The 15,598-nt window shown below is 65.4% G+C and carries 16 protein-coding genes; 6 read left to right on the plus strand and 10 right to left on the minus strand.

What is annotated here, in order from left to right:
• Positions 1-13: 13 nt before the first annotated feature.
• From IC762_RS27395 to IC762_RS27420, 6 genes are all read right to left on the minus strand, one after another.
• Positions 14-283, minus strand: a complete 270-nt coding sequence (locus IC762_RS27395; protein WP_195785292.1) for a DUF3297 family protein — start codon at positions 281-283, stop codon at positions 14-16.
• On the minus strand, positions 280-756 hold the full coding sequence (locus IC762_RS27400; RefSeq protein ID WP_195785293.1) for a glutathione peroxidase: 477 nt from the start codon (positions 754-756) through the stop codon (positions 280-282). The genes IC762_RS27395 and IC762_RS27400 overlap by 4 nt, the downstream gene beginning before the upstream one ends.
• Position 757: 1 nt before the next feature.
• Entirely contained in the window at positions 758-2,149 is a 1,392-nt protein-coding gene (locus IC762_RS27405) for an amidase family protein (RefSeq protein ID WP_195785294.1), read from the minus strand.
• Between the two features lie 72 nt (positions 2,150-2,221).
• On the minus strand, positions 2,222-2,767 hold the full coding sequence (locus IC762_RS27410) for a c-type cytochrome (RefSeq protein ID WP_246801269.1): 546 nt from the start codon (positions 2,765-2,767) through the stop codon (positions 2,222-2,224).
• Positions 2,768-2,924: 157 nt separating this feature from the next.
• Positions 2,925-4,199, minus strand: a complete 1,275-nt coding sequence (locus IC762_RS27415; protein ID WP_195785296.1) for a PQQ-dependent sugar dehydrogenase — start codon at positions 4,197-4,199, stop codon at positions 2,925-2,927.
• A 176-nt stretch (positions 4,200-4,375) separates the two neighbouring features.
• Complete coding sequence (locus tag IC762_RS27420; RefSeq protein ID WP_195785297.1) at positions 4,376-4,633, minus strand: DUF6894 family protein; 258 nt, start codon at positions 4,631-4,633, stop codon at positions 4,376-4,378.
• 326 nt (positions 4,634-4,959) lie between these two features.
• On the opposite strand from IC762_RS27420, the gene pqqA reads away from it, so the two are divergent.
• The 6 genes from pqqA (at position 4,960) to pip (ending at position 9,394) form a co-directional block, all read left to right on the plus strand.
• Positions 4,960-5,040 carry a pyrroloquinoline quinone precursor peptide PqqA gene (pqqA, locus tag IC762_RS27425; protein WP_035635412.1) on the plus strand — a complete coding sequence of 27 codons (81 nt, stop codon included), beginning with the start codon at positions 4,960-4,962 and terminating at the stop codon, positions 5,038-5,040.
• 146 nt (positions 5,041-5,186) lie between these two features.
• Positions 5,187-6,116 (plus strand): pyrroloquinoline quinone biosynthesis protein PqqB, encoded by a 930-nt coding sequence (pqqB, locus tag IC762_RS27430; RefSeq protein WP_195785298.1) that lies wholly within the window; start codon positions 5,187-5,189, stop codon positions 6,114-6,116.
• A gap of 20 nt (positions 6,117-6,136) precedes the next feature.
• Positions 6,137-6,892 carry a pyrroloquinoline-quinone synthase PqqC gene (gene pqqC / locus IC762_RS27435; protein WP_195790312.1) on the plus strand — a complete coding sequence of 252 codons (756 nt, stop codon included), beginning with the start codon at positions 6,137-6,139 and terminating at the stop codon, positions 6,890-6,892.
• 9 nt (positions 6,893-6,901) lie between these two features.
• Positions 6,902-7,210 (plus strand): pyrroloquinoline quinone biosynthesis peptide chaperone PqqD, encoded by a 309-nt coding sequence (pqqD, locus tag IC762_RS27440; RefSeq protein WP_195785299.1) that lies wholly within the window; start codon positions 6,902-6,904, stop codon positions 7,208-7,210.
• On the plus strand, positions 7,207-8,427 hold the full coding sequence (gene pqqE / locus IC762_RS27445) for a pyrroloquinoline quinone biosynthesis protein PqqE (protein ID WP_195785300.1): 1,221 nt from the start codon (positions 7,207-7,209) through the stop codon (positions 8,425-8,427). The genes pqqD and pqqE overlap by 4 nt, the downstream gene beginning before the upstream one ends.
• A complete protein-coding gene (pip, locus tag IC762_RS27450) occupies positions 8,417-9,394 on the plus strand; it encodes a prolyl aminopeptidase (protein WP_195785301.1) in 978 nt (325 codons plus the stop codon). The genes pqqE and pip overlap by 11 nt, the downstream gene beginning before the upstream one ends.
• Before the next feature lie 39 nt (positions 9,395-9,433).
• On the opposite strand, the gene IC762_RS27455 is transcribed toward pip, so the two are convergent.
• The 4 genes from IC762_RS27455 to IC762_RS27470 all read right to left on the minus strand — a co-directional run bounded on the left by IC762_RS27455 (position 9,434) and on the right by IC762_RS27470 (position 15,475).
• Positions 9,434-10,315 carry a class I SAM-dependent methyltransferase gene (locus tag IC762_RS27455; protein WP_195785302.1) on the minus strand — a complete coding sequence of 294 codons (882 nt, stop codon included), beginning with the start codon at positions 10,313-10,315 and terminating at the stop codon, positions 9,434-9,436.
• Positions 10,316-10,487: 172 nt separating this feature from the next.
• A complete protein-coding gene (locus IC762_RS27460; RefSeq protein WP_195785303.1) occupies positions 10,488-11,681 on the minus strand; it encodes a DUF1501 domain-containing protein in 1,194 nt (397 codons plus the stop codon).
• A gap of 15 nt (positions 11,682-11,696) precedes the next feature.
• On the minus strand, positions 11,697-13,241 hold the full coding sequence (locus IC762_RS27465) for a DUF1800 domain-containing protein (RefSeq protein WP_195785304.1): 1,545 nt from the start codon (positions 13,239-13,241) through the stop codon (positions 11,697-11,699).
• 35 nt (positions 13,242-13,276) lie between these two features.
• Entirely contained in the window at positions 13,277-15,475 is a 2,199-nt protein-coding gene (locus IC762_RS27470; RefSeq protein ID WP_195785305.1) for a caspase family protein, read from the minus strand.
• Positions 15,476-15,598: the final 123 nt, after the last annotated feature.

Below are 15,598 nucleotides of genomic sequence, written 5' to 3' on the forward strand. Positions count from 1 at the left end.
CAGCGTCGGTCCGTCAGGACTTCGCTTTGTCCCTGAAATACGGCTCGACCGCGCCGTGCACCTTCAGCGTCAGCGGATTGCCGTGACGATCCTTGGCGTTGCCGGCCGTGACACGCACCCAGCCCTCGCTGATGCAGTACTCCTCGACATTGGTCTTCTCGACGCCCTTGAAGCGGATGCCGACGTCGCGCGACAAGATCGCCTCGTTGTAGTAGGGGCTGTTCGGATCGATCGAAAGACGATCCGGAAACTGGTCGTTGGTGGTGTCGTCGTTCTCGCTCATAGCAACGCCTCGATATCCTTCTTCAATCCTTCGGGCCGGGCGGTCGGCGCATGCCGCGACACGACCTTGCCGCTGCGGTCGACCAGGAATTTGGTGAAATTCCATTTGATCGAAGACCCGAGCAGGCTCGACTTCTCACGTTTCAGATACGCGTACAATGGGTGCGCATGGGCGCCATTGACGTCGATCTTGGCGAACATCGGAAACGTCACGGCATATTTGGTCTCGCAGAAGTCGGCAATCTGCTTGGCGTCGCCCGGTTCCTGCGCGCCGAACTGGTTGCAGGGGAAGCCGAGCACCGCAAAGCCGCGCGGGGAAAGATCCGTGTAGAGCTGCTGCAGGCCCTTGTATTGCGGGGTGAAGCCGCAGGCGCTCGCGGTGTTGACGATCAGCAGCACCTCGCCCTTGAAACCTTGCAGCGGCACGTCCTCTCCGGCGAGCGACTTGGCGGAGAAATCATAGACTGTCGGCATGTCAGACCACCGGATCGATCGGGGCGGACGGCGTGCCGCCCGCTTCCACCGCTTCACCCGCGGCAAGGCAGAGGTCTTCGCGATAACGGCCGGCCACCAGTTGCACGCCGACCGGAATCCGGCCGACCAGGCCTGTCGAGATGACGAGCCCCGGCAGCCCCATGAACGGGATCGCGATTTGCGGCAGTTGCGCATGCCAGACCCGCGCGAACGACGCCTCGTCCTTGCGGTCGAGATGATCGGGGAACGGCAGCTCGCCGGAGACCGGCATCAGCAGCACCGGGTATTTGTCGAAGAAGGCGAACCATTCGCGGGTCAATGTCGCGCGGCGCGCCAGCGCCTGCGACAGGTCGAACGGATGCACGCGCGGGCCGACGCCACGCAGGCAGGCCAGCGCGCCGGGATCGCCCTCGCGTTCGGCGAAGGCCAACTGCGCCTCATAGCCGTCGCCGAGCCAGAGCCTGGTCTGGATCTCGGCGGCCTCGCGCAGCGATGGCGTGTCTGATATCTCCTCGACGATCCAGCCGGCCTTTTGCAGCCGCTTGCCGGCATCGGCGACCGCAGCGACCACCTCGGGCACCGGGTTGAGGCCATCCGGATTGAGACACATCGCCACGCGTTTTTCCCGCGGCGCGCCGTCCAGCGGCACCGGCGCGTACCAAGGATCGCGATAGTCCGGCGCCGACATCGCCGCGAGTGAGATGCGCAGGTCGTTGACGGTGCGCGCCAGCGGCCCAGAGACCGCAGAGATCTGCGGGCCGATCGGACGCTCCGGCAGCGCAGCGTTGAAGGCGGGGATACGGCCCAGGCTCGGCCGCAGGCCGTGCACGCCGCAGGCATAGGCCGGATAGCGGATCGATCCGGCGATATCGGTGCCATGCGCGATATGGCCGATGCCGGCCGCGACCGCTGAGCCCGCGCCGCCCGACGAGCCGCCCGGCGTGATGCCGGGATCGCGCGGGTTCTTGGTGTCGCCGTGGATGAGATTGGTGGTGAACCAACGATAGGACACCGCCGGGCAGTTGGTGCGGCCGAGCAGCACGGCGCCCGCCTTGCGCAGATTGGCGACCACAGGGTTGTCGGTCTTGGCGATCAGGTCGCGCTGCGCCTTCAGCCCGTTGGTGGTGGCATAGCCTTCCTGGTCGACATTGACCTTGATCGTGACGGGCACGCCGGCGAGCGGGCCGACCGCCTCGCCGCACGCGATCGCAGCATCGACCGCGGCGGCCTGTGCCAGCACGTCGTCCGGGCGGTGATCGACCACCGCATTGATCTTCGGGTTGACTGCATCGAGCCGGGCAAGCCCCGCCTGCGCCGCCTCCTTGGCCGAAACCTGCTTCGATTTGATGAGGCCGGCGAGTTCGGTCGCCGACAGACGCCAAAGATCCTGCATAAGACACTCCGTATGACGGAGCTTCTTTAGCGCCACGCGGAGGACAAGGCCAGCGGCCGGCGGCCCGAGGTCTCAGCGGACGCGGGCGATGTAATAGGCGAGATCGGCGATCTGCTCCTTGGTCACCGTCTGCATCACGTCGGCCATGGTGGCATCATAGCCGTGGCGCGAGTTGTCCTTGTACTCGGCGAGCGTCTTGGCGAGGTAGTCCTCGCGCTGGTTGGCGATGCGCGGGACGTTCTCCTTGCCCGAAAAATCGGTGTTGTGGCAGGTGTTGCAGCGGTTCTGCTGCACCAGCGCCTGGCCTTTCCCCATCCGCGCCGGATCGCCGGCGTCCGCGGGCGGATTGGGCTTCGGCAAGGTGGCGATGAAATCGGAGAAGGTCCTGAGGTCGTCGTCGGTCAGCGGCTTCGCCATCTCGTTCATCGGCTCGAAGGTGCGCAGCTTCTCGCGGAACATGAAGAGCTGGATCAGCGCGTAAGGCGCCTGCTGGCCACCGAGCGAGGGCGTGTTCTCGGTCTCCGACGTGCCGTGCTCGCCATGGCAGGCGAAGCAGGTGACGGTGCGTTCCTGGATGGTTTCGGCGTTTGCGGAGAAGGCGACGGATGCAAGGAGCATAGGGATCATCATCTTACGCATTCGTCTGCTCCTGACTCCTACAGGGTCATTCCGGGCTGGTGCGCAAGCACCAGACCCGGAATCTCGAGATTCTCAGATGCGCAATTGCGCATCATAGTTCGATGCTTCGCATCGCCCCGGAATGACGGCGGTGTCGTTACTGGTTCGCGACCTTCGGCTTGCCGTAGCTGACGCGGTAGACCGCGCCGTTCCAGTCGTCGGAGACGAGCAGCGAGCCGTCCTTCAGCAGCATCACGTCGACCGGGCGGCCGACATATTTGTTGTCCTCGAGGAAGCCGGTCATGAACGGCTCGACCGATTTCACGGTGCCGTCCTTGTTCAGCTTGACGACGACGACGTCACCGCCCTGTTTCTGCGTCTTGTTCCAGGAGCCGTGGCGCGCGACGAAGATCGCGTTCTTATAGGACTTCGGGAACATGTTGCCGGTGTAGAAGCGCATGCCCAATGAGGCGGTATGCGGGCCCATCAGGCCGACCGGCGGCGTGTAGTCCTTGCAGTTCTTGCCCCAGCCGAGCTCCTGGTCGATGATGTTGCCCTGCCAGCAGAACGGCGCGCCGAAATCCTCGCCGGCCTTGGTGACGCGGTTGAGCTCGTCCTCCGGCACCGACTCCGACAGCCAGTCGCGACCGTTGTCGGTGAAGTACATCTGCTTGTTCTCGGGATTCCAGTCGAAGCCGACCGAGTTGCGCACGCCGAGCGCGTAGACCTCGGCGCCTGAGCCATCGAGATTCATGCGGCGGATCTGGCCGTGGGCGTCGTCATGCAGCACGTCGTTGCCGGGCTGGCCGACCGGGACGTAGAGCTTGTTGTCCGGACCGATGGCGATGAACTTCCAGCCATGGGCCTCGTCCTTCGGCAGCTTGTCATAGATCACGGTCGGCTTCGGCGGGTTGTCGAGCACATCGTCGATCTTGTCGATCTTGGAGACCTGCGACAGCTCGGCGATGTAGAGCGTGCCGTCCTTGAAGGCGACACCGTTCGGACGGTAGAGGCCGGAGGCGATCACCTTGACCGAGCGTTTGCCGTCCTTGTTGACGATGGCATAGACCTTGTCGACCAGTCGGCTGCCGACGAACACGGTGCCCTTGTCGCTGAGCGCCAGCGAGCGCGCGTTGGCCATGCCGGCGGCGTAGACCTCGACATTGAAGCCGGCCGGCACCTTGAGCTTGGCCAGCGGCAGCTTGTCGGGCGCGGCCGGGATCGGCGGACCCGCCACCGGCGCGAGCTTTGCGGCGGCCTCATTGTCCGGACGTCCGATCATGGGCGAGCCGGGCGGCAGCGCCTGCGCAGCTGGCGCGGCACCTGCGGCTGGCGGGCTGGCCGGCTGCTGCGCCGCAGCATGCAGCGTGAAAGCCCCGAACACAGCGCCTGCAAGCAACAGGCTGCGCGGCGCAAAGTAATAATTTGTCATGATGTTCTCCCCTGGGCGGAAGCCATCTTCCTTGCACCGGTCCTCTCAACCGGCGCTGGCGGCCTTCCCGCAGGTAGTTGTGCGAATTTGTCCGGACAAATGCAATCGGAAACATAACGACGCCGGCGCGGGCGGCCGGTGCGCGGCGCGCGACCCGACGCGTCGCGCTCAACCGATCAATGTCTGGTGATCGAGCGGTCCGGGCGATCGAGGATTGCTTCCGTGAACGGGAACTCGAGCACGATCTCACCCTCGTCGTCGGTCACCTCGATCACCGCACTGAGCAGCGCGCCGTCGGCACCTTCGGTCTTGAGCAGCTCACGAATCATGGCACGCGCCATTTCCCAGGCGCGATCCGGGTCCCGCAGGATCTCGCCGTCGGGATCGGAAATCAGCTCGTCGCCGATACGGGTGTTGAAGAAATAGCGTGGCATCGGCAGAACTCGGCTCAAGTTGAGCGCCCGCCTCCGCCTGCGGGGCGCAAATCGTCATCAGGACCTTCGGAGGATACAGGCTTCCCCACTCCGTCCCCAAACATCACTATTCACCCCATCGCGAACAACAGGAAAAAGGTCTGATGTGATGGGCTTTTCAAGGCACGGTGCGCACAACTGCGTGAGCGGGCCAAAGGCCGCATTTTGCGATGCAGCATTCGCGCGACAGAGCAACCTTGCAAAAGATTTAACTGGCGAACTTTTTCATCCGCAGTAGTTTAACCCGCAGGGCGGAAGTTCGTCCGGTTGCAACAATGGAGAGCCACATGGCCTGGAAAGCACCGAAGATCGTCGAAGTGTCGGTCGGCATGGAAATCAACATGTATATGTGCGCCACCCGCAAGTAAGCGGTCGCGCCCAATACAGGTTTAGCGTTCAGCGCAGGTGGACATCCGGGCGTGACCCGCTCCCGAGCAAGGGAGTGTGTTTCCAAGCCGGGGTCCACCTCGCAGCGTTTTGGGATTGATTCAAGACATTCTCCGGGGGACGGATCATGCTTCGCGTCGTCGTCCTCGGCGCCGCAGCGGGTGGCGGCGTTCCGCAGTGGAACTGCGGATGCCCGGTTTGCAGGGCCGCGCGGCACGAGCATCCGGAATTGCAGAGCACGCAGGCCTCGATCGCATTCAGCCGCGACGGCGCCAACTGGTTCCTGGTCAACGCCTCGCCCGACCTGCGCCAGCAGCTCATTGCGACCCCGCAGTTGCATCCCAAGCAAGGCGCGTTGCGCCATACGCCGATATCAGGCGTGATCCTCACCAATGGCGAGATCGATGCCGTCGCCGGGCTATTGTCGATGCGCGAGGGCTCGCCGTTTGCGATCTACGCCCATGAGCGGGTGCTGGCGATCCTGCGCTCCAACAGCATCTTCAACGTGCTGAACGAGAAGAACGTCAAGCGCGAGGCGATCGCGGTCGATCAGGCTTTCGAGCCCCGTTTGCCCGACGGCGCCCCGTCAGGACTCGAGGTGTTGCCGTTCGAGGTTCCCGGCAAAAGCGCCTGGTATCTCGAGGGCAAGGCGCATCCCGCCGGCCGCGACGGCGTCGGCGATACGCTGGGCCTGCGTATTGCGGACCGGGCGAGCGGCCAATATTTCTACTTCCTGGCCGCCTGCGCGCGGGTGGACGACGACCTGAAGTCGCGGATCAAGGGCGCGCCGCTGGTGTTCTTCGACGGCACGGTGTGGCGCGACGACGAATTGATCGCAGCCGGGCTCGGCAACAAGACCGGCCAGAGCATGGGACATATCGCGATGTCCGGCGATCATGGCGCGATCGACAGCCTCGCCGGCCTCGACATCGGACGAAAAGTGTTTTTGCATATCAACAACTCCAACCCGGCGCTGCTTGGGAGTTCGGCCGAACGCAAGGCGGCCGAACAGGCGGGCTGGCAGATTCCCTCCGACGGAACGGAGATCGTGCTGTGAATATGGTGCCTACCAACGGAATGACTGCGCTCTCGATCGGCAAGGGCATGACGCTCAACAGTGCCGAGGAGATGGAGGCGACGCTGCGCACGATCGGCGCGACGCGCTATCACAGCCTGCATCCGTTCCACCGCCTGCTGCACGGCGGCAAGCTCAACAAGGGCCAGGTGCAGGCCTGGGCGCTGAACCGCTACTACTACCAGAGCACGATCCCGCTGAAGGACGCGATGGTGATCTCGCGCTTCCGCGACCGCAACACCAGGATCGAGTGGCGTCACCGCATCGAGGATCATGACGGCGATCCCGGCAATGAGGGCGGCATCGATCGCTGGCTCAAGCTGACCGAGGGCCTCGGCCTCGATACGGCTTACGTGGAATCCACCGAAGGCATTTTGCCGGCGACGCGCTTTGCGGTGGAGGCCTATGTGCATTTCTGCCGCGACCGCACGCCGCTGGAGGCGATCGCCTCCTCGCTCACCGAATTGTTCGCGCCGAACCTGCACGAGGAGCGGATCTCGGGGATGCTGAAGCATTACGACTTCGTCAACCCCGACATCATGAGCTATTTCAGCCGCCGCCTGACCCAGGCGCCGCGCGATGCGAACTTCGCGCTCGACTATGTCAAGCAGCACGCTAGGACGCCGGCCGAGCGCGAGGCGGTCTGCAACGCGCTGATCTTCAAGACCAACGTGTTGTGGGTGCAGCTCGACGCGCTTTCCCATGCCTATGTCGACGGTCACATTCCGCCCGGCGCCTTCGTGCCGAAGACCAGCTAGGAAAAACCGATGGCCAGCCGCAACATCAGCGTCAGCGAGAGCAGCCGGCCGAAGCTGCCGCGCCATGCCAAGCTGAAATTCGACGAGACGCGGCAAGTCTGGGTGATCCTGGCGCCGGAGCGCGTGCTGGCGCCGGACGAGATCGCGGTCGAGGTGCTGCAACTCTGCGACGGCATGCGCACTGTTTCAGATATGGCGGAGCAGCTTGCCGCGAAATACGCCGCTCCGCGCGAGGCGATCCTGACCGACGTGGTCGCGATGCTGCAGGACCTCGCCGACAAGGGCTTTCTCACCGAAGCGCGCGAGAACACAGCATGAGTGCCACGCTCGCCGACAACAAGACCACCTCAACCGCCCCGAGCGACGGCCTCGCCGTGCTGGAAGGCGCGCGCTCGGCGGCCGAGACCTATGGCATCCCGCTCGCGGTGCTGCTCGAGGTCACCCACCGCTGTCCGCTGCAATGCCCCTATTGCTCGAACCCGGTCGAGCTCGACCGCGGATCGACCGAGCTCACCACCGACGAGTGGAAGAAGGTGCTCAGGGAGCTCGCCCAGCTCGGCGTGCTGCAGGTCCATTTCTCCGGCGGCGAGCCGACCGCGCGCAAGGACATCGTCGAACTGGTACAGCATGCGAGCGATGTTGGGCTGTATTCCAATTTGATCACGTCAGCCGTGCTGCTGACCCGGGACAGGCTGAAGGCGCTGGCCGACGCAGGTCTCTCCCATGTGCAGATCAGTTTTCAGGGCAACGAGCCCATCGTCGCCGATCGCGTCGCGGGCCTGAAGGACGCGCATCGCAAGAAGCTCGAAGTAGCGAAATGGACGCGTGAGCTGGAATTGCCGCTCACCGTCAATGCGGTGATGCACCGGCAGAACCTGCATCAACTGTCCGACATCATCCAGATGGCCGTCGACCTCGACGCCGACCGGCTCGAAGTCGCCAACGTGCAGTATTACGGCTGGGCGCTGAAAAACCGCGCCGCGCTGATGCCGACCATCGAGCAGATCGAGGAGACCAGCCGCATCGTCGAGGAGGCTCAGGCGCGGCTGAAAGGCACGCTCGCGATCGACTACGTCGTGCCGGACTATTACGCGCTGCGGCCGAAGAAATGCATGGGCGGCTGGGGCCGCCAGTTCTTCAACATCTCGCCGGCCGGCAAGGTGCTGCCGTGCCACGCCGCCGAAAGCATCACGGGGCTGGAATTCGAATCCGTGCGCTCGAACCATTCGATCGCCTGGATCTGGCAGAACTCGGAAGCCTTCAACCGCTATCGCGGCACCGGCTGGATGCCGGAGCCGTGCAAATCCTGCGAATTCCGCGAGGTCGATTACGGCGGCTGCCGCTGCCAGGCCTTTGCGCTGACCGGCGATGCCGGGAATACCGACCCGGCCTGCGCGCTGTCACCGCTTCATGACGAGATCTTCAAGCAGGCCGAGCAGGAATCCGAAGGCGCGCAGAGCCGCTTCCTGTACCGCAATTTTGCCGGCGGCACGCTGGAGGCGGACGAGCGCCGGGACGAACGTAATGGCGCCTGACGCCGATGCCGGCAAATCCACCGGGCGCGCCGATCCGTTTGCCCCGCTGACATCGGAGCAGATCGATGTCGGTGACGGCCACGATCTCTATGTCGAGAGCGTCGGCCGCGAGGGCGGCATTCCGGCCGTCTATCTGCATGGCGGACCGGGCAGCGGCTGCCAGCCGGATCATCGCCGGCTGTTCGATCCCGAACGATTCCACGCCGTGCTGTTCGACCAGCGCGGCTGCGGCCGCAGCCGGCCGAAAGGCAGCCGCCAGCACAACACGACGCAGCATTTGATCGCCGACATGGAGACGATCCGCGAGCGGTTCGGCTTTGCGCGCTGGATGGTGGTCGGCGGCTCCTGGGGCGCGACATTGGCGCTGGCATATGCGCAGGCGCATCCCGCGCGCGTCAGCGGCCTGGTGCTGCGCGCGACCTTTCTCGGTACGCACGAGGAATTGGAAGACGTCTTCCTGCGCACCCTGCCCCGGTTCTATCCCGCGCTTTACGAGGACTTCCTCAACGTGCTGCCTGAAAGCGAGCGCGCAACCCCGCTCGCCGCCTACTACCGCCGCATCCTCGACCCCAGCATCGACGTGCACGGCCGCGTCGCGCGCGCCTGGCACGACACCGAGCGTACGCTGTCGGAGCACACGCCGAAGCAGACCCGGCTCGACCTCCAGAAAACATCGGGCGTGCTGCCCTCGACGCCGTTCATGGAGGCGCACTACTTCGCCAACGACTGCTTCCTGCGCCCCAACCAGTTGATGGAGAATGTCGGCCTGCTCGCCGGCATCCCCGGCATCATGGTGCAGGGCCGCTACGATCTGCTCTGCCCGCCCGCGACCACGCACGCACTCGCCGCACGCTGGCCGGGCAGCGAAGTCCGCATCATCGACGGCGCCGGCCACATCCTCTACGACCCCGGCATCCGCAATGCGGTGATGAAGGCGATCGCGGACCTGGGTTCGAAGGCGCGTTGATATCCGGGCGTGCGCGCTCTCGCCCGTGACGATGCCCTGTTACCGCTGCGTCGGATTGATGAAGGCGTCGAGGGGCGGCGGCGCGAGGGCGTGTGGGTACTTGAACGTGTTGTGCTCGAGCGGAATGAACCAGCCCTCGGGCATCCCGGGCAGCACATAGTTTCCCTGAAACCGGTTCGGCATGGTCATCAGCGTATCGTTCTCGCCGAACGTGGTGCCGATCGGGACGTATTTCATGTTGAATCCGAAGACGGCATAGGCGGCAGCGTCGACGAAGCGTCCCGCATTTGAAAAATCCGGCTGGCCGCGCAGGTTGGTGTCCTGAATTGCGACGCTGTGGATCTGGTCCTTCACATAGAAAAGCGAACTCAGGTCCCGAACCACCTGGCCGAACTCATGCGAGGCGTCATGGTGCAGCAGAATGCAGCTGCCCTGCTCCTTGCAAAGGACGTCGCGCACGTAAGTCGGCAGGTCGCCGCCGTACAGACGAACGTTGTCGGCCTGCTCCGGATATGTGCGCCGAACGCGCTCATGCCCGAAGTGCAGATACTTGTCGTCGATGTCGATCAGGTCGATCTGAAAGTTGAATTCATGCGCACAGCCGGCGAGAATGACCGAAGAGCCTCCCATGTAAACGCCAAGGTCGACAACTTTCGTCAGTTTCTCGCGGAACGCAAAAATACAATTGAAGAGATCCCAGTAATAGGCGGCCGAGCATTGGTCCTCGTAGCCGACATCGAACCTGGCCGCCCGTTCGGCGATACGATCAAAGTGCGCGTTCTTGCCGCGGTAGGCCGCAAGATTTGCGCGATGACCGCTGTAGATCTGGATTCCAAGCTGCTTTTGGATGTCCGTCGCATCCAGGTGCTGGATCCCGGACGAAGGTTCGATGAACCCATATTTTCGGTCGGAGACTGTCATGTAAGCCGACTCACCCTGACGGAATCGACGGAATACTAGGCAAGTGAATGATCGCCCGCAAATGTCCAATTCAAATGGGCGATAGACGGATTCGCGGAGACGCCCCTCACCCGGAACTCATCTGCGATGCGTTCCGGCCTCTCCCCGCAGACGGGAGAGGCGAAGGTTGCGGCTAGACCAAATTCAGATCCTTCGGCTTGATGCCGGTGAAGATGCGCTCGAGGCTGGCCTGCTGCAGGCCGTAGACGTGCTGGATCAGGCCGCCGAAGAACGCGCGGTAGTCGGTCAGCACCGGATAGTCGCGGTTCTGGAACAGCGTTGCCTGCGCGACCTGGATCTGCTCGCCGGCCATGCGCCCGCCATTGATGCCGCCGCCCATCACCCAGTAGACGCTGCCATGGCCGTGATCGGTGCCGCGGTCGCCGTTCTCGCGGAAGGTGCGGCCGAACTCGGAGATCACGACCACCACGGTGTCGCGCCACATCGCGGGCCCGATCTCCTCGGAGAAGCCGGCGAGGCCGCGGCCCAATTCGCCGAGGCGGTCGGCGAGATAACCGGTCGCGGCGCCCTGGTTGACGTGGGTGTCCCAGCCGCCGACGTCGACGAAGCCGAGATTGAACTGCTCGCGCATCAGCCGGCCGATCCGTCGCGCCGACAATTCGAAGCCGCGCGGCGACACCGCACCGCGATTGGCCGCCATCATCTCCTCGGAGACGGATTTGTAGACGTCGTCGCGAACGCGAAAACCCTCCGCGACCGAATTGGCGAGATCGCCCTTCGCATACATCTCCCGGATCAGCCTGGCCTGGCGGTCGTCGACGCCGGGCTTGGAAACGCTGGCGATGCCGATGTTCGGGATCTGGGCGTGGCCGCGGAAGATCAGCGGCAATTGGTCGGTGAAGGAGATCGGCTTCACCCGCGTCAGCTCGACGGCCAGCCGGCTCATGAAGCCGGAGCGGTAGTCGCGGCTGCCGCCGACGGATTGCCCGAGCTCGATCGTGTCCTGGGTCTCGAAATGGCTGCGCGAGAGATCGTCGCTGGTGCCGGCGAACGGCACGAAGGCGATCTCGCGCTTGGCCCACAGCGGATAGATCGAGTCGCGCAAGCTTGGATGCAGGCCCCAGCCGGCATCGAGCGAAAGCGCCGCGTTCGGGTTGCCGGCATCGGGCCGCGCCACCGCGAGCGTCGGGCGCGAGGCGTAATAGAACTCGCTGCCTGTGGGCACGACCACATTGGCGGCGTCATAGGCGCCGCGCAGGAACACGACGAGCAGCCGCGCGTCGGTCGCGGGCGCAGCCCAGACCCGTCCGGCAAGCGTGAGAGACGTCGAAGCGGCGATGGCCTTGAGCAGATCACGGCGGTCCATTGGCGAACCTCCCTTTCAGTGCATGAACTCCGGGGACGACAGATAAAGCGTGTTCCAGTCCTGCGGCGACACCGCCTGATCGAGCGCGGCGAGCGTGGTCGGGCTCAGCGTCTGCCTGATGGTCGTGAAATAGAGCCCGTTCATCACCAGCGGAAACGCCGGCCGGTCGACTGCGTTGGGCTCGTTTGGCTTGAACAACCCGGCCGAGCCCGATCCGATCGCGCGCGCGATCTCGAAGCGCAGCATCATCTGCCCCGGACCGTTCCAGGCGGCCGACAGCATCGAATAGCCGTCCGGCGTCTCGTGATTGAACAGGCCCTCGGAGAGGCGATTGAGCCAGCCCTGGATCGGCAGCGTGTTGAGCACGACCTTGTCGTCATAGGCGAGCCGCACCGCCGACATCACGTAGAGCACGGGATCCTTGAATTTTGTAGTCCCCTTCAGGGTCACGGCAAACTCGGGCGCGTGCACCAGCGTCGACATCACAGCCGCGATATCGCCGTCGGTCCTCTGAAAGGTCTGCGCCATGCGCTGCACCAGCGCATCGGGCGGATTGTCCGACACGAAATAGGTCGCAAGCTGTTTTGCGATATGCGTGGCGGTCGCCGGATGGCGGCAGAGGATGTCGAGCGCCTCGTCGACTTCGGCAAGGCCCCTGCCCTTGATCTGATGACCGAGAAAGGTCTTGTCGCCATAGTCGTGCCGCGCCGGATTGAACTCGAAAGCGCCTTCGCGGACCAGCTGCGATTGCAGCTCGGGCTTCAGCTTCGGGTCCTCCGGCTTGAAGTCGATGCCGACGCCGGTGAGGATGCGCGCCAGCGCCTCGACATCGGCCTGGGTGTAGCCGGAGCCGACGCCCATGGTGTGCAGCTCCATGATCTCGCGGGCGTAGTTCTCGTTGAGATGGCCGGCCGCGTTGTCGGCATTGTCGAGATAGCGCAGCATCACGGGATGATGCAGCGTCGCGGTGAGCAGATCGCGGAACTTGCCGAGCGCATTGGCGCGGATGGCGCGGTCCTCATAGTCGCCGACCAGCACGCGGATGTTGGCCTTGTACTGGTGGACGTTGAAGTGGTTGAACCAGAACCAGGTCAGACGCTCGCGCAGCTGGTCCGGCGCATACAGCGCGTGCAGGATCGAGCGGGCCGCAGCCTGTTTGGCACGGTCGTTCATGGCCTGCTGGTAGACCTGCTGCGCCGCCTTCTTCTGCTCGGGATCGGCGACCTGGTTGGCCGACTTGCCCTGCTGGTCGAACGATGCGGCGATGTCGAACGGGAAGCGATGCACGTCCGGCATCGCCTCGATCTGGCTGCGGACCGCGGCCGGCAATGCGGAATTGGCCGGATGCAATTGCTCCTGCAGCCAGCGCTCGGCACCGACGTCGCGCAGATGCGCGGCGCTGGAGGCGCTGACGCCCCAGGTCAGGCGATCGAGCAGCGCGACGTCCTGTGCGTTGAGCTCGGCCGCCAGCGCGCAGCTCTGGCCGGCCATCAGCGCGGCCACCGCGCCGACGACGAGCGTGGCGACCGACCGCCCTCCACGGCGTCTGGTGTTGCTCATGGATGCTGACCTGCCCGGCTCATGACGTCACATCCTCAGCGTTTGCACTTGTTGGGCGGACACGGCGCCGGCCGCGCAGCGGCAGGCCTCGGCGGTGGCGCAGGACGCGGCGGCGGTGCCACGCGCTGCGCCACGGCCGGCCGTGGTGGCGGCGGTGCGGCGCGCGGGGCTGGCGCGGGACGCGGCGCAACGGCCGCAGCACGCGGCGGCGGCGGAGCTGCGCGCGGCGGCGGCGCGGGACGCGCAGCCGGTGGCCGGGCCACCGCGGTACGCGCCGGCGGCACAGGCCGCGCAGCCGGCGCCGGCCGCGCGGGCGCCGCGATCGCAGGCCTTACGTTGCCGGTCGGTGCGGTCGCCGCGTGCGTCAGCGGCGGTCTTCCTGGCGTCCTCGCGGCTGCCGCAGGTGCAGGTGTCGCTGGCGCCGCCATCGGCCTGGCACCTGGCCCCGGCCGGGCGTTGGCGGGTGCCATCGCCGTGGCGGGCTTGCCGGGCGCAGGCGCTGGCACGTTCGGGTGGACGCCCTGTTGTGGAGCGTTGGCGGGTGCGGTCGCGGTTTGCGGCAGCGGCGGTGCGTTCCTCGCTCCCGGCAGGGAGTGAGCACCAGCACCGGGCGCGCCCGGCGCGGCGCCCGGCGCCGGTCGCACAAGGGCGCCTGCGCCCGCTGGAGCGCCCTGCGGCCCGCCCGGCTGCACCAGATTGGCGCGCTGCAACGCGGCGGGCGGCAACGACGGGCCGCGCGAGATCGGCCCACCGGGGACGGCCGGCCGCATCCCGGCCGCGCTGAGCTGCGCCGGCGTCGGGTTCGGATTGTTGATCACCGTGTTGATGATCGTGGTGTTGTGGATGTTGTTGAACACGATGTTGTTCGGCGGCGGCGCGACATAGGCCGGTGCCGCGACATAGGCCGGGATCGGCACGAACAGCGGCGTCGGCAGAATGAACAAGCCGATCGGCGGCGGCGGGGGCGGCAGCACCACGAAGTCCGGCGGCGGTGGCGGCAGGAACACCACCGGCGGCGGTGGCGGCGGCGCGAAGCCAAATACCGGATCGCTGTAGTACAGCACCGGACGATCGACATATTCGATCTCATCCGGCGGCGGTGGCGGCACGTCGTAATCGATTGCGGCGAACTGCGGCGGCGGCGCCAGCGCGGCCGAGAGATAAGCGAGCCGGCGCCGTGCATCGGCCGCGTGCGGACCGCGCGGATAGCGGTTGAGATAGGACCAGTAGGCGTCCGGCGTGTCGGTGTTGTAGGTGCGCCGCCAGGTGATCGCCTCGCGCCGCGCCGCCACGATCGCGCGCACGCGCTTGGCGAGCGGATCGCTGGGATAGGCCTGCAGATAATCCTGATAGCCCTGCAGCGTGTCGCGCTCCAGCGCCGCCGCATAGGCATCCTGGGCCGGGAAATCGCGGATCGGCTTGGTGCGCAATCCGGCGTCGACTTGGGCCGGCGGCGCATCGGGCTTGCGCTCGAAGAACACGAAGGGCGAATCGACCTTCTGCGCATCCCATGGGATCTGCGCGCCCTTGGTCATCTCGTTGACGCGGAGCCGGACGCGGTCGAACACATCGGGCAGCGTGAGACCGCCGGTGCGGATCATCTCGGCCAGCGCCTGCGCATAGGGGCCATAGGGCGGCGCGCCGTCGGGAGCGATGGTGCCGGGCGCGGAGCTGAAGGCGATCAGCATTTTTGCTTCAGGATCGACCAGTGCAAGGCCGCCGGCGAGCGGCTGGCCATCCTTGGCGAACGGATTGCTGCGGGCCGCATCGAGCACGACCACGCCCGCCTTGATCGGCAGCGCCGCGAGCTGATGGGTGTAGTCGGACAACCGGATCGTCTCGACCGGCACGTCGGTGTCGCGGGCGATCTTGGCATCGACCGGCACGAAATAATTCTCGCCGGTCAACTGCACGCCGTAACCGGCGAGATAGACGAAGGCGACCGCGTTGGGACCGGCGTCCTGCACCTTCTGGACGAAATCGCGGAACGATTTGCGCAGCGTCTCGGCGTCGAGATCGCGCGCGCCGATCACATCGAAGCCGGCCGCCTGCAAGGTCTGCGCGATCAGCCCGGCATCATTGGCGGCGGTCTGCAGCGGGCCGGCCTCGTAGGCGCCATTGCCGACCACCAGCGCGAGCCGCTTCTCCTGGTCCTGCGCGTGCGCGGGCAGCGACGCGAGCGACACGAGACCGATGATTATCGCCCAGAAAAATCGCGCCGAAATTCGCGCCATGGCGGTCGTTCCTTTTTCTTCTCAGACATTGGCGAGTTGAATGGAAATGCTACGTCCGTGAACCCGCGCTGAACAGGATTGCAGCAATTGTGGCAATCCTTGGTCTGACCGGTCGCGTGCATC

It is taken from the genome of Bradyrhizobium genosp. L (genome assembly GCF_015624485.1).
Classification (GTDB): Bacteria; Pseudomonadota; Alphaproteobacteria; order Rhizobiales; family Xanthobacteraceae; genus Bradyrhizobium.